Source organism: Flavobacterium rakeshii (assembly GCF_009741375.1).
Classification (GTDB): domain Bacteria; phylum Bacteroidota; class Bacteroidia; order Flavobacteriales; family Flavobacteriaceae; genus Flavobacterium; species Flavobacterium rakeshii.
Window position 1 is genome coordinate 21,278 of sequence record NZ_WOWP01000013.1, and the last position, 23,074, is coordinate 44,351.

The 23,074-nt window shown below is 40.4% G+C and carries 14 protein-coding genes; 12 read left to right on the forward strand and 2 right to left on the reverse strand.

The window, feature by feature from the left end; all coding sequences use genetic code 11:
• Positions 1-237: 237 nt before the first annotated feature.
• Complete coding sequence (locus GN157_RS03935; protein ID WP_157481812.1) at positions 238-1,026, forward strand: sensor histidine kinase; 789 nt, start codon at positions 238-240, stop codon at positions 1,024-1,026.
• A gap of 2 nt (positions 1,027-1,028) precedes the next feature.
• Positions 1,029-1,664, forward strand: a complete 636-nt coding sequence (locus tag GN157_RS03940) for a response regulator transcription factor (RefSeq protein ID WP_157481813.1) — start codon at positions 1,029-1,031, stop codon at positions 1,662-1,664.
• Between the two features lie 63 nt (positions 1,665-1,727).
• On the opposite strand, the gene GN157_RS03945 is transcribed toward GN157_RS03940, so the two are convergent.
• Positions 1,728-2,771 carry an aldose epimerase family protein gene (locus GN157_RS03945; protein ID WP_157481814.1) on the reverse strand — a complete coding sequence of 348 codons (1,044 nt, stop codon included), beginning with the start codon at positions 2,769-2,771 and terminating at the stop codon, positions 1,728-1,730.
• A 47-nt stretch (positions 2,772-2,818) separates the two neighbouring features.
• Entirely contained in the window at positions 2,819-3,484 is a 666-nt protein-coding gene (locus GN157_RS03950; protein ID WP_231749054.1) for an NUDIX hydrolase, read from the reverse strand.
• A 249-nt stretch (positions 3,485-3,733) separates the two neighbouring features.
• On the opposite strand from GN157_RS03950, the gene xylE reads away from it, so the two are divergent.
• The 10 genes from xylE to GN157_RS04000 all read left to right on the forward strand — a co-directional run bounded on the left by xylE (position 3,734) and on the right by GN157_RS04000 (position 23,072).
• Positions 3,734-5,353 carry a D-xylose transporter XylE gene (xylE, locus tag GN157_RS03955; protein ID WP_157481816.1) on the forward strand — a complete coding sequence of 540 codons (1,620 nt, stop codon included), beginning with the start codon at positions 3,734-3,736 and terminating at the stop codon, positions 5,351-5,353.
• A gap of 26 nt (positions 5,354-5,379) precedes the next feature.
• On the forward strand, positions 5,380-6,873 hold the full coding sequence (locus GN157_RS03960; RefSeq protein WP_157481817.1) for a xylulokinase: 1,494 nt from the start codon (positions 5,380-5,382) through the stop codon (positions 6,871-6,873).
• A 2-nt stretch (positions 6,874-6,875) separates the two neighbouring features.
• Positions 6,876-8,198, forward strand: a complete 1,323-nt coding sequence (gene xylA / locus GN157_RS03965) for a xylose isomerase (RefSeq protein WP_157481818.1) — start codon at positions 6,876-6,878, stop codon at positions 8,196-8,198.
• 45 nt (positions 8,199-8,243) lie between these two features.
• Entirely contained in the window at positions 8,244-11,354 is a 3,111-nt protein-coding gene (locus GN157_RS03970) for a SusC/RagA family TonB-linked outer membrane protein (RefSeq protein WP_157481819.1), read from the forward strand.
• Positions 11,355-11,369: 15 nt separating this feature from the next.
• On the forward strand, positions 11,370-12,959 hold the full coding sequence (locus GN157_RS03975) for a RagB/SusD family nutrient uptake outer membrane protein (protein ID WP_157481820.1): 1,590 nt from the start codon (positions 11,370-11,372) through the stop codon (positions 12,957-12,959).
• Positions 12,960-12,982: 23 nt separating this feature from the next.
• Complete coding sequence (locus GN157_RS03980; protein ID WP_157481821.1) at positions 12,983-13,840, forward strand: hypothetical protein; 858 nt, start codon at positions 12,983-12,985, stop codon at positions 13,838-13,840.
• Between the two features lie 59 nt (positions 13,841-13,899).
• On the forward strand, positions 13,900-16,392 hold the full coding sequence (locus tag GN157_RS03985; protein WP_157481822.1) for a glycoside hydrolase family 2 TIM barrel-domain containing protein: 2,493 nt from the start codon (positions 13,900-13,902) through the stop codon (positions 16,390-16,392).
• A gap of 6 nt (positions 16,393-16,398) precedes the next feature.
• The gene (locus GN157_RS03990; RefSeq protein ID WP_157481823.1) at positions 16,399-18,795 is read left to right on the forward strand and encodes a glycoside hydrolase family 31 protein; all 2,397 of its coding nucleotides are present in this window, start codon (positions 16,399-16,401) and stop codon (positions 18,793-18,795) included.
• 107 nt (positions 18,796-18,902) lie between these two features.
• Complete coding sequence (locus GN157_RS03995; RefSeq protein WP_157481824.1) at positions 18,903-20,900, forward strand: glycoside hydrolase family 97 protein; 1,998 nt, start codon at positions 18,903-18,905, stop codon at positions 20,898-20,900.
• A gap of 3 nt (positions 20,901-20,903) precedes the next feature.
• Positions 20,904-23,072 carry a glycoside hydrolase family 3 C-terminal domain-containing protein gene (locus GN157_RS04000; protein WP_157481825.1) on the forward strand — a complete coding sequence of 723 codons (2,169 nt, stop codon included), beginning with the start codon at positions 20,904-20,906 and terminating at the stop codon, positions 23,070-23,072.
• The last annotated feature ends 2 nt before the right edge of the window (positions 23,073-23,074 follow it).

Consider the following 23,074-nt stretch of genomic DNA (forward strand, 5'->3'; position numbering starts at 1 on the left):
TATAATTATACTTAGCTTTCTATATATGTTTGAGCTGTTTAGCTCTAATTTGGTACTCAGTTACAGTAAGTCAGTTTTTTTCTGGTTTGTGTTGGGTATACTTATTTTTCATGTTCCCTTTTTACCGTTTATGTTGTCACTAAAATGGTTTTTGATAGATTATAATCCATCTATCTACGGACTAATAATATTTTTCTTAAATTTACTAATGAATTTTTGCTTTTTAGTAGGGTTCATATGGAGCGAGAAGAAATACAACTACTAATCATATCATTTAGCATTGTACTTTTTACACTGTTATTAACGCTGTTTATACTTTTTTACTTTTTTCAGAAAAAGAAGTCTAAGTTCTTAATAGAAAAGATGACTGCCGAACTGGTTTTCCAGTCGGAACTGACCAAGTCTAAAATTGAGATAAAAGAACAAACGTTAACAACTGTAAGTAAAGAGCTGCATGATAATATATGCCAAATTCTGTCGGTAGCATTAATGCAGGTGAACATAATATTGACAGACGAGTCCAAGTATACAAAGGCTAACATGCTTAACCTTAAAGATCTTATAAATAAATCGTTAGGAGAAATAAGAATGTTATCAAAACTAATGAACGGTGATATTGTACTGGAGTCCAGTTTTATTGAGGCGCTTAATGAAGACCTGGAAAGGATAAAACAGCTCAAAACAATTAAATGTAGCCTGAATATAACCGGAGAGGTTCATGATATAGACAAGGAACACGAAACTATTATATACAGAATTTTACAGGAATCCATTTCAAACATATTAAGGCACTCACATAGTGAGACCATCGATATAAATATTGCTTTTACCGATACGAATTGTAACATTGTTATTAGAGATACGGGCAAAGGATTTACCCTGCAAAACATATCTAAAGGCAACGGATTTACAAATATGGAAACAAGAGCTCAGCTTATAGGGGCTACTTTTAAAATTGATTCTGAATTGGAAAAAGGTTCACAGGTAACCATAAGTTACCCAATCGCCATAGAAGAATATGCTTAAACATGAGTAAAATAAAAATTATAATAGTAGACGACCATTTATTGTTTTCACAATCACTTTCCTATCTGGTAGGATCGTTTGAAAACTTTGAGGTTGCCGGGATTTACAACAACGGTAAAGAGTTTATCACTGCTGTAAAAGGAGGTATTAAACTTCCGGATATTGTTTTGCTCGATGTGAATATGCCAATAATGGACGGCATTGAGACCATGAAATGGATAAAGCAAAATCATCCTGATCAAAAAGTAATAGCACTTTCGGTAAACAATGACGAGGATACTGTAATGAGAATGATTACCAACGGAGCAAAAGGTTACCTTTTAAAGGATACCGATCCAAAGAATTTTAAGGAAGCACTGGAGGAAGTATACAGCCGTGGCTTTTACTACTCTGAAATGGTATCGGGCTACCTTATCAACAAGCTCAATAATGACAATAAAATTGTACTGAAGGAAAGGGAAATAGAGTTTATAAAACTAGCCTGTACCGAAAAGACATACAAAGAGATTGCCGATGGTATGTGCCTTAGTCCAAAAACTATTGACGGCTACCGTGAAAACCTCTTTCATAAACTCGAAATCAAAACACGCATAGGCCTTGTGCTTTATGCTATAAAGCATAAAATAGTTTGCATATGAGTTTATCCCTACATTAAACTTTATGTTTAGAAAAGCAGCCCAAGGGCTGCTTTTCGCTTATTATTACTTATTATTTTCGAACTTAAATACAGTTTTCTGGTAGTACTTCTCCCCTTTCTTTAAAACAGACGAAGGAAAGTTATCCCTGTTTGGCGCATCAGGGAAGTTTTGGGTTTCAAAGCATATACCGCTTAACGAATGGTAAGCAGCTCCATCTTTGCCTTTTAGTTCATTACCGCAGTTACCGCCTACATAAATATGTACCGATGGCTGATTGGTTTGTACCGTCATTTTCAACCTCGATTTCTCACTGGTTAATACGGCTGCAATCTCATCATTATCTTTAATTACAAAGGAGGTATCTATCACCTCCGGGCAAGGATTTGGTGTTAGGAAATGGTATCCTTTATCGGCAGCAGCAATAAAGCTGCCAGTTGGTATATTTAGACTATCTGTTTCAATAATAGTATCAGTAAAAACCTGTAATTGCTGGTCTTTTACATTTCCGGTGTGTCCGTCAAGGTTAAAATAACTGTGTTGGGTTAGGTTAATTACAGTATCCTTATCGCTAACAGCAGTATACTCTGCAATTACTTCGTTATCTTCAGTTAACGTGTAGGTAACTTCAATTGTCATTTCACCCGGGTAATGTTCTTCCCCGTCAGGACTTATGTATTGTAATTTTATAAAAGGATTTGCTGCAATTCCGGCCTCAGTCATTTTCCATACCGCTCGTCCAAAACCAACAGTACCACCATGCAGGTGGTGTTCTCCTAAATTGGTATTAAGCTGATAGTCTGTTCCGTTAAGGGTAAACTTACCATTTTTTATACGTCCGGCATAACGCCCCATCACAGCTCCAAAATAAGGTGCCGATGGCAGGCTGTAAGAGTCTATATATCCCTGTACATCATCAAAACCCAATACAACATCTACAGGCTGGTTATTATGCCCTAAAACTTTTAATGATGTAATGGTAGCGCCATAATTGGTTACAGTAAGCTGTGTTCCTTTTGAGTTTGTAAGTATATAACTTTTAATTTCGGTACCGTTAGTCAGGGTGCCAAACGGCTTTTCAATAAAATTGAGTGAGGTTGTATTATTCATTAAATGCGGTGAGGTTAAAATAAAAAAACAGGCCCTGGAGCCCGATATTAAAATTCAAAATTGAAGCCTTTTTTAGTTAGCTTCTCATATATTTTCTGGTCAAATTCATAAAGCTTTGCGGCACGATGGGAAACATCTTTCTGTTTTTCATCAAGCTCAACCAAAAGCTTCATTCTTAATATTTTACGTCTAAAGTTCGACTTATCCATTTCAACTCCAAGTATCTCTTCATACAACTTCATAAGCTCAAAAAGTGTAAACTTTTCAGGCAGCAGGTTAAACCCTACAGGAGCCTGCCTTACCCTGTTACGAAGGTGTTCAAGGCTGTAGTCTAAAATGTCGTTATGATCGTAAATAAGTTTTGGAATATCGGCTATTTTATACCATTTAGCGTCAGATGCTGTAAAACCGGCCCTAACATCATAATCTTCTTTCTTAATAAGGGCAAAGTAACCTATGGTAATTACACGTCCAAGCGGGAAACGATCGGGTTCTCCAAAAGCTTTAAGCTGTTCCAGGTAAATACTGTCAAGCCCTGTAAGTTCGGCTAAAAGCCTGTGGGCAGCATTGTCAACACTTTCGCTCTCACGAATCCATCCACCGGGTAAACCCCACTCACCTTTTCTAATACCTTCACCGTGCTGTACAAGTAACACTTCCAGCGATCCTTTATCGAAACCAAATATAACGCAGTCAATCGTAATGGAATTCATTACCGAACGCTCTATTACTTTTCCAGACTCCTTATCGATAATTTTTTTCACCTTCATTTCTTTTAAAACGTCAACGAATATAGGGATTTTTTTGAAAATGCTAATATCTGTACTTTTTTTTCAATTCCATTACATATAGGAGTATAAATTATTAAATGCAAATTTTTTTAGACATTATTTTGTTAATATTAAAAATAAGTTTTATACTTGTGGTCAAATAAACCATAAGTGAAAACGTTTTAGTGTTTTATGAATTTAACATCTCAAATAAGTAAAAGTAGTATTTATCTTATAACAGCTGTTGCCAGCCTGGGCGGATTGCTGTTTGGATATGATACCGCAGTTATCTCTGGAGCAGTAGGCGCTCTGAACGATTTTTTTATCAATAAAATTTCAAACGATGTAGTCGCCGCTTCTGCAGCAATTACCGAATTTAAAATCATAATTACATTATGTACAGTGGCAGTTATTGGTTTAACTGCTTCTTTTATTTTAAGGTTTTACATACGCAGTACGGCATTTGCCATTATTACTGCATTAGTGGTTCTTGGAGGAACGTTTTATTATTATCAGTTCTTAACCCTACCTCCGGTACTTACAGAAAATCTTCAAAACTCAATTTTAGGATTCATGGTAAGTAGCGCACTTGTAGGATGTATTATTGGTGCAGCTGCAGGCGACAGAATCGCAAACTCTATAGGTAGAAGAAACGGGTTGCTGTTATCGGCAGCCCTATTTATTATATCAGCTACAGGTTCGGCCTTCCCCGAAGGCATGAATATATTCTTTGGCAGCAGCAGCCTTACTTCATTTATTGTATATAGAATAGTAGGTGGTATAGGTGTTGGACTTGCCAGTATGCTTGCTCCGCTATACATTGCCGAAATGGCTCCGGCAGATATTCGCGGTAAACTGGTATCATGCAATCAGTTTGCTATTGTAAGCGGTATGCTTATCGTATACTTTGTTAACTATTTTATTGTAAAAGGACAGTCTACCCAGTGGATTAATACTGACGGATGGCGTTATATGTTCCTATCGGAAAACATCCCTGCTACCCTATTTTTCCTATTCCTGCTGTTTGTACCAAAAACACCTCGTTTTCAGGTAATGAAAGGTAAAGAGGCTGAAGCTTCTGCTGTATTGGCAAAACTTAACGGACCTGAAAAAGCAGGAAGTATATTAACCGAAATTAAAGGTTCTTTTAATGTAAAAAAAGCACATTGGTTAACCTATGGCTGGGCTATAGTGACAATAGGTATCCTGTTATCGGTATTCCAGCAGTTTGTAGGTATTAATGTAGTGCTTTACTATGCTCCCGAAATTTTTAAAGGTATGGGACTTGGTACTGATGCTTCTATGATACAAACCATAATTGTAGGTGCCATTAACATGCTGTTTACCGTACTGGCAATATTCACTGTAGATAATTACGGGCGTAAAAAACTAATGCTTATAGGCAGTATTGTAATGGCTATCAGTATGCTTGGACTTGGTTCTGCCCTGTATATGCAAAACAGTTCTATGGTGTCGCTATTACTTATGCTGCTTTACATTGCCGCCTTCGCCATGTCTTGGGGACCTATAACATGGGTACTGCTGTCTGAAATATTCCCTAACAAAATAAAAGGGGTTATGGCAGTTGCCGTAGCTGCTCAATGGCTGGCAAACCTTGTTGTATCATGGACATTCCCTATGATGAACAATAACGAATCCCTTACACAAATGTTTAATCACGGCTTCTCTTACTGGATATACGGTATTATGGCACTGCTTTCGGCAATTTTCATCTGGAAGTTTGTACCTGAAACGAAAGGAAAAACGCTGGAGGAAATGGAGCAGCTGTGGATAAAGGATAAAACTGAATAACAATTATCATCTATTAATAATAACAAATGTATTTTCTAGGCATAGATTTAGGAAGCTCGTCAATTAAACTTTCGGTACTGGATGCCGAAAGGGGGACTACTGTATCATCTGTAACCGTACCGGAATTTGAAATGGAAATCACCGCTCCGCAATTTGGGTGGGCAGAACAGGATCCGGAGAACTGGTGGCAGTATGTAAAAAACGGAATTGCTTTACTTAAAACAAAACACAATACCGATATAAGCAAAATTGCAGGTATTGGTATAGCATATCAAATGCACGGACTGGTGCTTACTGATGAAAAACTGAATCCGGTAAGACCTTCCATTATATGGTGCGACAGCCGTGCTGCACAAATTGGCAACACTATATATAATAGTATAGGGGCACAAAAATGCCAGTCACAAATACTGGGCAGCCCCGGCAACTTTACCGCATCAAAACTTAAATGGGTTAAAGACAACCAACCCGAACTGTTTGACAAGGCAGCACACATGATGCTTCCGGGTGATTATATTGCTGCAAAACTATCGGGTGTGGCGCAAACCAGTACATCCGGACTATCGGAAGCGGCATTGTGGAACTTCCCTGAAGGAAGGCTTGCTACCGAACTGTTAGACGCAATGGGATTACCGGAAAGATTAATCCCCGAAATTGTTCCAAACTTTGGTAATCAGGCACAAATACACCCTGATGTTGCTGCTGAATTAGGACTTAACCCACAGGTAAAAATTACCTACCGTGCGGGAGATCAGCCTAACAATGCGCTATCACTTAACGTATTCAAACCGGGAGAAATAGCCACCACCGCAGGTACATCTGCCGTGGTTTATGCCGTTTCCCAAAATGATATTTATGATGCCAATAACCGCATCAACACCTTTTTACATGTTAACAATGCGCCAGATGACAAGCATAACGGCGTAATGCTTTGCATAAACGGATCAGGTATTTTATACCAATGGCTACGTAAAATAATGAGTACCGACAGGAACGGACTTATTTCATATGAAGCACTGAATGCCGAAGCTGCAAAAGCACAGCCGGGTAGCAAAGGAATTCGCTTCTACCCTTTTGGTAACGGTGTAGAAAGGATATTCAATAATAAACAAGCGACTTCAGGGATACAAAACCTGAACTTCAACATACATCAGTCGGCACAACTGGTACGCTCTGCCTGCGAAGGGATAGTGTTTGCCATGAACTACGGTTTTGATGTAATGAAATCTATAGGTGCCGGTGGCGATTTAGTTCGCGCCGGGAAAGCCAACCTGTTTTTGAGTCCGGTTTTCAGGGAAATTTTTGCCAATACTACCCAAACCACAGTAGAGCTGTACAACACATCGGGTGCCGAAGGCGCTGCCCGTGGTGCGGCATACGGTTACGGGTATTATACCTCAATTGGCGAAGCTTTCGAAAAACTGGAATGCTTAGAACGCATCGAGCCTACTGCACACCTCACCTCGCAGTATGCTGATATATATAATGAGTGGAAGAATAACATTAATTTACAGGAATAAAAATGGACACAAAGACCCAATCTTTTTTTAGTACAATAAACAAAATACAATATGAAGGCAGAGAGAGCAGCAACCCGCTTGCTTTCAAATGGTATGATGAGAACCGCGTAGTTGCAGGTAAAACCCTTAAAGAACATTTACGTTTTGCTATGGCTTACTGGCATACACTATGCAACACCGGAGACGATCCGTTTGGTAGCTCTACCGAAACATTTGCATGGAACAAAAGCGAAAACGCTATTGCAAGAGCAAAAGATAAAATGGATGCAGGTTTTGAATTCATGTCAAAACTATCTATTCCTTACTACTGTTTCCACGATGTGGATATGGTTGACGAAGCTCCTACCCTTGCCGAGTTTGAACAACGTATCCAGACTATGGTAGAGTATGCTAAGCAAAAACAGGAGGAAACAGGTATTAAACTATTATGGGGTACTTCTAACCTGTTCACTAACCCACGTTATATGAACGGTGCCTCTACCAATCCTAACTTTGATGTAGTAGCTTATGCTGGCGGACAGGCAAAAATAGCTCTTGATGCTACTATTGCCTTAGGCGGAGAGAACTATGTATTTTGGGGTGGTCGTGAAGGTTACATGAGCCTTTTAAATACCGATATGAAAAGAGAGCAGGAACACCTTGCTATGTTCCTTAGTACTTGTAGGGATTATGCAAGAAAACAAGGCTTTAAAGGTACTTTTCTTATCGAGCCAAAACCAATGGAGCCTACAAAACACCAGTATGACTTTGATGCTGCTACATGTATTGGCTTTATCAACAAATTTGGATTACAGGATGATTTTAAACTGAATATAGAAGTAAACCACGCTACACTGGCAGGACATACTTTTGAACACGAACTTCAGGTTGCTGCCGATGCTGGTCTTTTAGGAAGCATAGATGCTAACAGAGGGGATTACCAAAACGGCTGGGATACAGACCAGTTCCCTATTGACATTTATGAGACTACACAGGCAATGATGGTATTACTGCAAAGCGGTGGCTTAACTACCGGTGGTGTAAACTTTGATGCTAAAGTGCGCCGTAACTCTATTGACCTTGAAGATAAATTTATTGCACACGTTGCCGGTATGGACACTTTTGCCCGCGGACTTATTTGTGCTGAACATGTACTTAAAAACACAGATTACTTAAAATTACGCAAAGAGCGTTACCAATCTTTTGACGGTGGCAACGGGGCTAAGTTTGAAAAAGGAGAGCTCACTTTAGAGAACCTTAGTGAAATTGCACGTCAGCAAGGTGAACCACAACCTATAAGCGGAAGACAGGAATTATTTGAACAAATAATTGCTAACGCTTACTAGGAAGTAAAAACAAACAACGAACACTAACTAAACATTCTAACTATTATGGAAAGTAAAAATTGTCTTTCGTCAAAAATGCGCACAATTTGCTTGTCATTGCTTCTTTCTGTATTACTGGCTCCTGCGGCATTTGCCCAGCAGTCGGTTGTAGTAAAGGGGCAGGTTATCTCTGCCGATGACGGCCTTGGGTTACCTGGGGTAAACGTTATGGAAAAAGGTACCAGCAATGTAATAAGTGCCGATATTGACGGTAACTACCAAATTAGCGTTAGTCCGGACGCAACACTGGTATTCAGCTACATTGGCTTTTCTTCACAGGAAGTGGCTGTGGCTGGTCAGTCTACTATTAACATTACCATGCAGTCTGAAGCTTCAGAGCTGGACGAGGTAATTCTTGTAGGTTACGGTACCCAAAAGAGAAAAGTAGCTTCGGCTGCTACCTCTGTGGTTAGCGGTAAAGACCTGCAGCAAACTAACAGTATTGATGCTGTTGGGGCTTTACAGGGACAAAGCTCGGGTGTATCTATTACCTCTACATCGGGTCAGCCGGGAGCAGGTATGCTGGTTAACATCCGTGGTACCGGTACTGCCGGAAACAGCACTCCGCTTTATGTGGTAGACGGTGTTGTGGTAGACAACGGTATTAGCTACCTTGACCCATCTGTTATCGAAAGAATTGATATCCTTAAAGATGCTTCTGCTGCTTCTATTTATGGTGCAAGAGCTGCAAATGGTGTTGTTTTAGTAACAACTAAAAAAGGATCTCAGGGTAAAATGAATGTGTCGCTTAACAGCTACACCGGTTTCCAAAATGCATATAAAAAACTGGATTTATTAAACGCCCGTGAGTATGCTACAATTATGAACGAAGCCCGTGTAAACTCAGGTTTTGCTCCGCTTTACTCTCAGGACCAGATAAACAACATGGTTGATCACAACTGGCAGGATGACCTGTTTACTGAAGATGCAGTGAAACAAAACCATTCCCTGTTTATTAATGGTGGTGATAAAAAAGCTACTTATGCTACAGGCCTTTCTTACTACGGTCAGGATGGTTTAGTAGGTGGTGATAATAATCAGTCACACTACGATCGTATTACTTTTACAATGAACTCAACTTACAATCTTATTGACGATCATTTAAAAGTAGGTGAAAACTTCTCTTACGCCAGGACAAAAAGCAGAGGTGTTGCCGACGATGGTATTTACAGTAACTCTATTAGAAGCTTCCTTAACACTCCGCCAAACTTCCCAACTTTTGATGAGAATGGTGAGTATGCTTCTTCAAGCATAAGTTCAGACATTACAAACCCTGCCGGATTAATGTACTACAACAACTTTAACGAAAACAAGTTAAACCGTTATGTAGGTAACATTTTTGCCGAAGCGAGCTATGCCGGATTTACATACAGAACAAGTTTTGGTGTAGACATAAGCGATTCAAACTATCGTTCATTCACACCAGAGTATAACCTTTCATCTGTATCGTATAACAACATTTCATCTGTTACTCAAAGTGCTAACCAAAACTTCTCATGGATTTGGGAAAACACTTTAAACTACAAAACTACATTAGCCGAAAAACACAACATTGATGTGTTAGTAGGTATGTCAGCAAGAGAGAGAGTATCAGAATACCAAAGTGCTACAGGTCAAAACCTTATTTTTGACGATTTTGAGCACGCTTACCTAAGCAACGCTACTAACCAGCAGCAAAATACAGTATCTGGCGGACGTACAGATTATAATATACTTTCTTACTTTGGTAGGTTATTATATGACTACGATAACAAATATCTGTTTACTGCTACTATTAGACGTGATGGTTCATCAGAGTTTGGTCCAAACAACAAATTTGCTGTTTTCCCATCATTCTCTGCTGGTTGGAACATCGATCAGGAAGAGTTTTTCCCAAAAGAGGCTTTTGTAAACTCTCTTAAACTACGTGGTAGCTGGGGACAAAACGGTAACGACCAGTTTGACAAAGGTTTTGCTTATATGTCAACCATCAGCTCTTACGACAAAAACTACCATTTTGGTACAGGAAGCGACGAACTACCTCTAGTGGTTGGTTCAAGCCCTGATAACTTAAGTAACCCTGATTTAAAATGGGAAACTTCAGAGCAGTTAGACCTTGGTTTTGATGCAAGGTTATTTAATGACTTTACTTTATCTTTTGACTATTACGACAAAACTACTAAAGACTGGCTTGTACTAAAGCCAACACCACTTATTGCAGGTGCAGGTGCTCCTTTTGTTAATGGTGGTGATATTAACAACAAAGGTTTTGAGATTGCAGCAGGCTATTCTACAAACATGGGTAGCGACTGGAGAATAACAGTTAATGCTAACTTCTCTCATAACAAAAACGAGGTTACCCGTGTTGCTACACAAAACGGAATTATATATGGTGAATCGAACCTTTTATTCCAGGGTATTGACGAGATTAACCGTGTAGAGGAAGGTCAGCCTATTGGTTACTTCTACGGATTACAAACAGACGGTATTTTCCAAAACCAGGCAGAGATTGATGCTTATGCTCAAAACGGAAATCCTATACAGCCAAATGCACAACCTGGTGATGTGAAATTTGTAGACCGCAATGGTGATGGTGTTATTAATGCTGACGATAAAACCAACATTGGTGACCCTAACCCTGATTACTATTATGGTTTAAATGTACAGTTAAATTACAAAGCGTTTGATTTCTCTGTTTACACTTATGGTGCAGGCGGTAACCAAAACGTTTATGGTGTAAGGGATTACTCAAGACCATTCTTTAACTATACTACTGATATTTTTGACAGATGGACCGGTGAAGGAACTTCAAACAGCACTCCTAGAGTAACTTATGGAACTACTTCAAATGGTAACTACACTAAATTTTCAGACCTTTACGTAAAAGATGCAGGTTTCTTCAGGATTAAAACTGTAACAGTAGGCTGTGATTTAACTAAGCTTACAGATGCGCTTAAATTTGCTACACAGTTCAGGATTTATGCTTCTGTAAACAATCTGTTTACATTTACAAAGTATAAAGGACTTGACCCTGAGGTTGGTTTCGGTAACGTAAACCAGTCGTGGGCAAGAGGTATTGATGTGGGGTACTACCCGCAACCAAGAACTTACATGATAGGACTTAGTGCTAACTTTTAAAAATGGCTGAAAAAAATGAAAAATTACATTAAAATATTCGCACTTACATCCTTATTTGTTTTAGGTTCATGTTCTGATGATTTTATCGAAAACGAACCGTATACAGATAAGGTAGAAGAAAACTTCTATAAAACACCACAGGATGCTTTTGAAGGTCTTGTTGCCGTGTATGACGTACTACAAAGAGAAGGTTACGGTGGCTGGTTACTTACAACCGAAATAGCTTCTGATGACTGTTATGGTGGTTTTGGTACTGCCGATAACAATGTGTCTTTAGACTGGGATCGTTTTGAATTTTCTTCTGATAAAGAGATGAATAAGCCCGTATGGGAAACCTGTTATATAGGTATCTATAGGGCTAACATTCTTCTTGAAAACCTTGATAATGTAGAATGGGGAGCTGATGAAGACCTTAAATTAAGATATGAGGCCGAAGCACGTTTCCTTAGAGCACATTTCCACTTTGAGTTGGCAAGAGTGTTTGGTGACATCGTTGCTTTAGATCATACTCTTAGCAGTGAAGAGTTTGAAACTCCAAGATCATCGGCAGAAGTGACTTATGCACTTATCGCTGAAGACTTTAAATTTGCTGCAGATAACCTAAGTGATGATAACTACTCTCAGCCTTCAAACGGCAACTACGGTCGTATAACAAAATGGGCTGCAGAGGCTTACCTTGCCAAAGCATTCCTTTTCTATACTGATTATTATAACGCTTCAGATCTTGCAGGTGTAGTATCTAAAACAGAAGCTACTGCTTACATCAATGATGTGGTAAATAATAGTGGTCACGACCTTGTGGGTGACTTTGCAAGCCTTTGGGTTGCTGCTTCATACTCTCAGGAAATTCCTTATGCCGGTGAAGGTAATAACGAAATGGTATTTGCTATTCGCTACAACAGTTCCGGTTTAGGTAACTGGGACCTTCACGAAGGTAACCGTTTCCAGGTTAACATCGCTATTAGAGGTGGTAACTTAGGGCCTTATGCTCAGGGATGGGGTGGTGCAACTGTAACTCCGTCTTTATACAATGCTTATGAAACAGGTGATACAAGAAGAGATGCTACCATAATTAACTTTGCGGGTGAAGAGCTTGACTTTGATGCCGAAGCAAGAGGACAAAGACAGTTTACAGGATATGCATGGAAAAAATTCTGCCCTATTACAAACGAAGCCGGTGAGGCTCTAGTTTCTGCAAACGGTGGTGATTTCCAAATTGATAACTACGAAGATTACCCTGTAATACGTTTCTCTGATGTACTGCTTATGGCTGCCGAACTTAACCTTGACTCTAACGCTGGTTTTGCACAAACTTGTTTAGACAGGGTAAGAGAGCGTGCCTTTGGCGATGACACACACAGTGTTACTGCTTCTTTAGCAAACATTATGAATGAAAGACGCTTAGAACTTGCTCTTGAAGGTCATCGTTATTTTGACCTTATAAGACAAGGTGTTAATACTGCCAAAACAGCTATCGATGCTTCTGGTATGGGTGGTGAATTTGATGTAAACTTCAGGACAGAAACAGAAGGATGGTTTGCTCTTCCTCAGTCTCAGGTATTACTTTCAAATGGTACTATACAACAAAATCCGGGTTGGAATTAATTATTAATTTAAAACGTATGATTATGAAAAAATACTTTAAAATAATCACGGTACTTGCTTTTGCAGGAGCTTTGTTTTCCTGTGATCCACAGGAGGATCGCGACGATTTCCCTGCATTGACACTAAGCCCAACAGACCTGAACATTAGTGTGACTCAGGATCCTGAAAATGCGAACCGCATAATAATGACTAACAGTACAGAAGGTATTATACCTTACTGGAATTATATTGATGCAGAAGGCAATGATCTTGGTCATTCTAACAAGCATCAAAATGCAGTTATGTTCCCTTTTGCGGGTACTTATACTGTTTACTTTACTGCTTATACCAAAGGTGGTCCTGTAGCTGCAAGTCCTATTGTGGTTACTATAGACTCTAATAACGAAGAATATTTTAGTGCTCCTGAATGGGGTATGCTAACCAATGGTGTAGATGGTAAAACATGGGAGCTTGATTTCTTTGACCCTATCGGGTGGGCAGGTCTTGACTTCCCTTATAATCCTGACGGTAGTGACTACTGGAACTGGTTCCCTGATTATGCAGGTAACAGCTGGGTTATGGAAGAAAAAGATTGGGGTGAAATGAGCTTTAACCTTGATGGTGGTTATAACTCAAGTGTTACCCAAACTGCTTTAAACTCAAACGACCAAACTACTAAAGATGGTGGTTTCTCTTTTGATGTTGAAGGACACAACCTAACTTTTACAGGTGGTGTAGAGATGCTTTATGGTGGTGACTACTACCCTGATGCAAGTAACTGGACTGCTACAAAAGTAGTTGAACTTTCAGACAACTCTTTAAGGCTTGCGGTTATTCGTGACCAGAGCCGTACAGGTGAAGGGGTATGCTTAATTGTGTTCCACTACAAACCAAAGGAATAATACTTAATAAATATCGATAAGTGGCAAAAACCACTTATCGATATTTTTCTATAAGCACCATGACAGTAAAACATTTAAAAGCCATACAGTTTTTTGCCTTAACAGGCTTATTATTACTTGCTTCCTGCGGGGGTAAAAACAATACTGACTTTAGTAATCGTGAAGTAAGCTTTAACGAAAACTGGCAGTTTTACCTTAGCAAAGACAGCAACGATACCATTATTGATAAAAGCCAGGCAAGAACACTTAACGTTCCGCACGACTGGAGCATTGAGCTTCCTTTTGATGAGAACAGCCCTGCCGGAATTGGCGGAGGTGCCTTAAATGGTGGATTAGGATGGTATACAAAAACATTTAAAGTAGCTGAGAAAGACAGCACAAAAATCACTTCTGTTGTTTTTGACGGAGTGTACATGAATAGTGATGTTTGGGTAAACGGACATCACCTGGGCAATCGTCCAAATGGGTATTTGGGTTTTGAATATAACCTTACCCCTTACCTTAACTATGGTGAAAAGGAAAACGAAATACTGGTTAAGGTAAACAACTCTAAACAAGCTAATTCAAGATGGTATTCGGGTTCGGGCATATATAGAAATGTATGGCTAAAAACAACCGACAAGGCACATGTAACGCAATGGGGAACTTTTATAACTACTCCAACGGTTACAGAGGCCGAAGCTGTTGTTAACCTTGAAACAACCATTAAAAACGAATATCCTGAAGCAAAAGAACTTGTAGTAACCACTACCCTTTTTAAAGAGAATTCAGAAATCGCATCTATCTCCAAAAAAATTAATATAGCCGCAAACAAGCAACAAAACCTGGTACAGGAGGTTAAAGTAAATAATCCTGTATTATGGGAGGTTGAAAAACCACAAATGTATACGGCTGTAACACAAATCTCTTTAAACAATGTAGTTGTAGACCAGTACAAAACCCCTTTTGGTATAAGGACATTTACATTTGATTTGAAAAAAGGATTCCTGCTTAACGGTAAGCAGGTAAAAATAAAAGGTGTTTGCCTGCACCATGATTTGGGTCCGCTTGGATCGGCAATCAACACAAGAGCTATAGAACGTCAGCTGGAAATAATGAGGGAAATGGGTGTTAACGGTATCCGTACCTCACACAACCCTCCTGCCCCAGAGCTTTTAGACCTTTGTGATAAAATGGGCTTTATAGTAATGGACGAAGCCTTCGATATGTGGGCACAGTCCAAAACACCACACGATTACAGTAACTACTGGGATGAGTGGCACAAAAGGGATCTTGAAGACCAGATTTTAAGAGACCGTAACCACCCTAGTGTGTTTATGTGGAGCATAGGTAACGAAATACCGGAACAATGGAGTGATAAAGGAGCCGAAATAGGCCGTGAGCTTTCGGCAATCGTAAAGGCCATGGATAATACCCGCCCTGTTACGGCTGCCATGAATCCGCCAATAATAGTAAACAGTGATGAAGTAAGCATACAGTTCCAAAATACTGCCGATACCCCTAATGCACTGGCTGCATCGGGAGCACTGGACATCATTGGTTACAATTATGCACATCAAACCTATGAGAAACATCCGGTAAACTTCCCTAAAGTTCCGTTCATTGCTACCGAAACCACTTCCGCACTGGCTACAAGAGGTTATTATGATACCAAGTCAGACACCGTTAAAATGTGGCCTAAGCGTTGGGACATTCCGTTTTACGACGGTAATCCAGGTAATACCGTATCGGCTTACGATCAGGTACAGGCACCTTGGGGATCTACACACGAGGCTACATGGAAAATCATTAAAAAACACGACTACCTTGCGGGTATGTATATATGGACAGGTTTTGATTACATAGGCGAACCTACGCCTTACCAATGGCCTTCCATAAGTTCATACTTCGGTATAGTAGACCTTGCAGGCTTCCCTAAAGATGTGTACTATATGTACCAAAGTGAATGGACCGATAAAACGGTACTACACGTTTTCCCTCACTGGAACTGGAAAGAAGGACAAACCGTAGATGTTTGGGCTTACTATAACAATGCCGATGAAGTGGAGCTGTACCTTAACGGAAAATCGCTTGGAAAACGCAGCAAACAAAACGACGACCTTCATGTAATGTGGCGCGTTCCGTTTGAGGCAGGTACTTTAAAAGCAGTTTCCAGAAAAGACGGCAAAACCGTATTGGAAAAAGAAGTAAAAACCACCGGAGAACCTGCACAGCTAAAACTTACAGCCGACAGGGAAACCATAAAAGCCAATGGTAATGACCTATCGTTCATTACTGTTGATATTACAGATGATAAGGGTGTATTTGCCGCAACGGCTAACAATGAGATTCATTTTAGTGTAAAGGGCAACGGTAAGATTGTAGGCGTTTGCAGCGGAGACCCTGTGAGCCACGAATCTTACAAAAGCAACAGTCATACTGCCCTTAACGGTAAGTGCCTGGTGATAGTACAGGCAGCAAAAGAAGCCGGAACCATTACCCTAACCGCATCGGGAGATGGATTAAAGGAAAATACTATTAGTATAAATACAATAAGTGACCAAGAAGAATAAAAACTAATGAAAAACAGATTAACACAAATTTCTTTAAGCCTGTTTATGGCAACCGCAGCCATACAGGGTGTTAGTGCGCAAATACAAAACGCACCTGTACTTAATGCCCCCGTGGATGTAAGTACCGACTTTGAGAATTATGCCAATACCTTTTACTTTGCCGATGAACTGGCATCGTTTGACCCTAAAACTGGGAAAGGTACTGTAAAATATACCCGTTACAACTACAAAACGCGTCAGGCATTTAACAACATGATGATGAAGCCTGATACTGTGGCGGCAAATGAATTCCCTGCCACAGAGTATGAGGCTGCTCCTGTACTGCCTTTCAGTATTGAGTTTGTTTCAGAGCGTGCCATAAGGATAAAAACAACGTCGGGCCCGCAGTTCAATCAGCCGAAAGAATCACTGATGCTGGTAAACGGCACAGCACCAAATCATCCTGAAAACTGGAAATACAGTAAAACAGCAACAGGACATAAATATACTAGTAACTACGGTAGTGTGGAAATACAAACCAATCCGTGGCACGTAAAAATATATGATGCAAAAGGTAAACTGCTTACCTCAACACTTCATAACTCAGACCTTCAAAATACTTACACCCCGGTGCTGCCGTATTCTTATGTTCGCAGGAACAGTGATTACTCCCGTAGTGTAGCCCCTGTTTTCAGCCTTGAGCCGGATGAGAAGATATTCGGTTGTGGTGAATCGTTCACACAGTTCAACAAACGCGGACAAAAAGTGGTTTTATGGACAGACGATGCAAACGGTGTTCAAAACGAAACCATGTACAAACCTATTCCGTTTTATATGAGTAGCCGTGGTTATGGTGTTTTTATGCATACCTCTACCCCTGTTACGGTTGACTTTGGTAAGTACTTTGCAGGTGCCAATAAAATGATGATTGGTGATGATGTTGCCGACCTTTTCATCTTTATTGGTGAGCCTAAAGACATCCTTGACGAGTACACCAATCTTACAGGTAAGGCTTCTATGCCACCGCTATGGTCATTTGGTTTCTGGATGAGCCGTATCACTTACTTCTCTGAAAAGGAAGGCCGTGAAATTGCTAAAAACCTTCGTAAGAATAAAATACCTAGTGATGTTATCCACTTTGATACCGGATGGTTTGACGTAGACTGGAGAAACAACTACGAGTTTGCTTCAGAACGTTTTGATGATCCTGCCAAAATGATGGCAGATATGAAAAAAGACGGTTTTAATGTATGCCTGTGGCAGTTACCGTATTTTACACCAAGAAATACGCTATTTAACGAAATAGTTGATAATGGTTTAGCCGTTAAGGACAGAAAAGGTAATATTCCTTATGAGGATGCCGTACTGGATTTCTCTAACCCTGAAACCGTAAAATGGTATCAGGCAAAACTAAAACACCTAATGGATCAGGGTGTGGCAGTATTTAAGGTTGACTTTGGTGAAGCTGCACCTGCCGAGGGTATTTACCACTCAGGTCGCACAGGTTTCTATGAGCATAACCTGTACCCGCTTCGTTATAACAAAGCTGTAGCCGAACTTACCCAAAGAGAAAAAGGTTATACCCTTATATGGGCAAGAAGTACATGGGCTGGTAGCCAGCGTTACCCGTTACATTGGGGTGGTGATGCCGCTACTACAAACGGAGCAATGTCGGCTACACTACGTGGCGGACTTTCATTAGGGCTTTGCGGATTCAGTTTCTGGAGTCATGATGTGGGAGGTTTCGTTACCAAGTCGCCTGAAGAACTATACAAAAGATGGACTCCGTTTGGTATGCTTACCTCACACGTAAGAAGCCATGGTGAACCACCTACAGAGCCTTGGTTATACAGCGAGGATTTCCTTAAATCATTCAGGAATGCCGATAATATGCGTTACGAGCTGATGCCATACATCTATGCTCAGGCGAAGGAAAGTTCTGAAAAAGGATTACCAATGATGCGTGCCCTGTTTGTGGAATATCCGCAGGATGCAGGTTCGTGGTTAATAGATAACGAATACCTGTTTGGATCAGATATGCTTGTTGCTCCGTTATTTGAAGAAGTAACCGAAAGGGATGTATATCTTCCGCCGGGACAATGGGTAGATTACCAAACCAAAAAAGTATACAATGGCGGATGGCACAAAATTGCTGCCGGAGAATTACCAATTATCGTATTGGTTAAAAGCGGTACAGCCATCCCTCACATAAAACTGGCACAGTCTACAAAAGATATGGACTGGAGCAAGCTTACCCTTAAAGTATATGCTGCCGAAGGTACTACTACAGCTACAGCTAAGGTATACCTACCGGAAGGGAAAGCGTTACAAAACATAAAACTTACTAAAAAAGGTAACGGATTTGAAGTAGACAGCAACCCTCTAAGCGGGGAAACTACCTTTAAAACCGAATGGATTAAATAAATTAAGTTGTTTTGGGTTAGTTATTACTCACTCCGGGGCCAGTGTTTAGACTTCCTGTCCCCGGTTTTATTACTTTTAAGCACATCTATTATTTATAAATAATTATCATGACCTCAAGAAAATTTATAGTACCAGCCTTACTTGCCCTGCTTGTTGCAGGCTGTTCGGAAACTAAACAAACCACACACGAACTGGCTTCGCCAAACGGTGAAAACAAAATTACCTTCTCCCTAAACGGTAACATGCCTACATATACCGTTAATCACGAGGAGAAAGAGATCATTACCCCTTCGGCACTTGGATTCGTACTTAAAAACGAAGATCTTACCAAAGATTTTGAACTGGTAGATGTTCAAACCTCAACACACGATGATACCTGGGAACAGGTTTGGGGCGAAAAGAAAAACATCAGGAACCATTATAACGAAATGGTGGTTAAGCTTCAAAGTAAAGAAAAACACAATTTGGAGATACAGTTCCGTGCTTTTGACGACGGTGTGGCGTTTCGCTATGTATTCCCGAAACAAAATATAAAAGACAGCATCTTCATTATGGACGAGGTTACGGCCTTTAACCTAAAAGAAGACGGTAAAGCATGGTGGATTCCTGCCTATCAGGAAAATCGCTATGAGTACCTTTATGAGGCTTCTCCGGTAAGTACGCTGGATGTGGTGCATACACCATTAACCATAGAAAATAAAGACGGTGTTGTACTTAGCTTCCACGAGGCAAACCTTGTAGATTTTGCCAGTATGGTATTAAGGCATACCGAAGGTTCTAACCTAAAATCAGAGCTTGTGCCATGGGCAGACGGAGTTAAGGTACGTACTACCGAAACCTTTACCTCTCCATGGAGAACCATCCAGATAGGTGAAAAACCAGGTGACCTTATTACTTCTTACATGATTCTTAACCTTAATGAGCCTAATGCATTAACCGACACTTCTTACATTGAACCGTTTAAATATACCGGTATATGGTGGGGAATGCACATAGGTAAATACACTTTCTGGGAAAGTGAAAAACAGGGTGCTACTACAAAGAATGCTAAAGAATATATCGACTTCAACAACAAGGAAGGGATTAACTACCTTCTTATTGAAGGATGGAACAAAGGATGGACTCCGGCATGGTATGAAAACAGAATGCACATGTTCAGCTTTACTGAAAATGCCGATAACTTCGACCTTGAAAAAGTGGTTGAGTATGGTAAAAGCAAAGGAGTAAACATTATTGGTTACCATGAAACAGGTTCTAACCTTATTAATTACCTAAAAGAGATAGACGAAGGTTTTGCACTTTACAAGCGTTTAGGCATACACAACGTAAAAATAGGTCAGGTAGGTTCTAAACTAAATATGAAAGAATGGCACCATGGTCAGTTTGGTGTAAACTACTACCGCTATGTACTTAAAAAAGCGGCAGAATACGGTTTAGCGGTTAACTTCCACGAGCCTATTAAAGATACTGGTGAAAGACGTACTTACCCTAACATGATGGCGCGCGAAGGCTCTCGTGGTATGGAATACAATGCCTGGAGCGAGGGTAACCCGCCAAGCCACGAAACCATCCTTCCGTTTACAAGATTACTATCAGGTCCAATGGACTTTACACCGGGTATACTGGACGTAGAGGTTACTCAGGGATACCCGGGTAAAAGGGTACATACTACGGCTGCAAAACAGCTGGCGCTATATGTTACCATCTACTCTCCTATTCAAATGCTTGCCGACCTTCCTGAAAACTACGAAGGGAATCCTGCATTCCAGTTCCTTAAAGATGTACCTACAGACTGGGAAGATACTAAAGTACTTAACGGAGAAATTGGCGAATACATTACTACTGTCCGTAAGGATGTACACAGTGCTGACTGGTATTTAGGAAGTATCACTAACGAAAAGGCACGTGACCTTGAGGTTAGTCTTGATTTCCTTGATGCTGACGCTCAGTATGAAGCTGAAATTTATGCTGATGCCGAAGGTACCGATGAGACTCATAACCCGGCTAAGGTGAGCATTACAAAACAAAACGTAACAGCAAAAGATAAATTAACCCTTAAGCTTGGCGCTTCGGGCGGTACAGCTATCAGGTTTAAAAAAATGTAAGTAATGAATAAGTATTGTTTATACTTTTTATTATTAATAACTACATCGTTAGCCGCACAGCAAAAAGGCTATCAGTACCCTTTTCAAAATCCTGATCTGGATACCGAAAAGCGTATTGATAACCTGCTGTCGCTAATGACACTGGACGAAAAGATTAATGCGTTAAGCACTGATCCTTCGGTTCCCCGTTTGGGCGTTAAAGGTACAGGGCATGTGGAAGGACTTCACGGACTTGCCCTTGGCGGACCAGGAGAATGGGGCGGAAAAAACCGCGAACCATTACCTACCACCACTTTTCCGCAGGCGTATGGCTTAGGCGAAACATGGGATACCGGACTACTACAAAAAATTGCAGCAGTTGAAGCTTTGGAAACACGCTTTGCTTATCAGTATTATAATCGGGGCGGACTGGTAGTGCGTGCCCCTAATGCCGATTTGGCAAGGGACCCGCGATGGGGACGTACCGAGGAAAGTTATGGCGAAGATGCCTTTTTTAACGGAACTATGACTGTAGCTTTTGTTAAAGGCTTACAGGGAGACAACGACAAATACTGGCAAACCGCTTCGCTTATGAAGCATTTCCTTGCCAATAGTAATGAGGATGGACGTACTTATACCTCATCTGATTTTGACGAAAGATTATGGAGGGAATATTATTCAGTTCCTTTCAGGATGGGAGTTATTGAGGGCGGTTCACGTGCCTATATGGCTGCTTACAATAAAGTAAACGGTATCCCTGCAATGGTACACCCTATGCTTAAAGATATTACGGTTAACGAATGGGGGCAAAACGGAATCATTTGTACCGATGGTGGCGCTTTCAGGTTATTGCTATCAGACCATAAATATTATGAAGATAAATTCCTTGGAGCTGCCGCAGCCGTAAAAGCAGGTATCAACCAGTTTCTTGATGAGTTTACCGAAGCCGTGTATGGAGCAATTTCAAACGGTTACCTTACCGAAAAAGAAATAGATGAAGTGCTGAAAGGCGACTACAGGATAATGATAAAACTGGGAATGCTGGATGCTACAGGTAATAACCCGTATGCTACAATAGGTATTGACAAAGATGCTAAAGACCCGTGGCTTAGCGAGAGCCATAAACAACTGGCACTTGAAGCTACCCGAAAATCAATCGTACTTTTAAAGAACGACCCGGCAAAACAGTTACTTCCTTTAAACAAAAACAATATTAAGCGTATTGCAGTTATCGGGCAGTATGCCGAAGATGTATACCTGGACTGGTATAGTGGCACTCCGCCGTATAAGGTGAGTCCGCTACAGGGGATAAAAAATAAAGTCGGCAATGATATCGAAGTTATTTATGCTAAAAACAATGCCGATGGTAAAGCTGCCAAAATAGCCGCCGAAGCCGATGTGGTAATTGTTATAGCAAGCAACCATCCTTACTGTGATGCAGGCTGGGCAGACTGCCCTGTGCCAAGCAATGGTAAAGAAGCGGTAGACAGGCAGGCTATAACCTTAGAGCAGGAAGACCTTATTAAAGTAGTTTACCAGAGTAACCCTAACACTGTGATTGTACTGCAAAGCAGTTTCCCTTATGCCATAAACTGGACTCAGGAAAATGTTCCTGCAATTGTACATATAACACATAACAGTCAGGAAACAGGAAACGGTCTTGCCGATGTATTGTTTGGCGATTACAACCCTGCGGGAAGACTAACCCAAACATGGGTGAAAGATATTACCGACCTCCCTCCTCTTTTGGATTACAACATCCGTAACGGGCGTACCTATATGTACTTTAAGGGAGAACCTTTATATGCCTTTGGTTATGGGTTAAGTTATACTTCTTTCGCTTACAAAAGCATAGAAACAGGTAGCAATACCCTATCTAAAAACAAAGAACTCGAGGTAAAGGTTACAGTAAGTAATAACGGAAAAAGAGATGGCGAAGAAGTAGTACAGCTATATGTAAAACACCTTAACTCAAAAGTAGAACGCCCTATAAAGGAACTGAAAGCCTTTAAACGTGTACCTTTAAAAGCAGGAGAAACCAAAACGGTAACTCTTACAGTAAGGGCTAAAGATCTTGAATACTGGAACACGGCAAAACAACGATTTGAGTTGGAACCCGAAGACATAGAACTCCAAATAGGAGGATCATCTGATGCAATAGCACTCACAAAACAGATTAGCATTAAAAAATAATA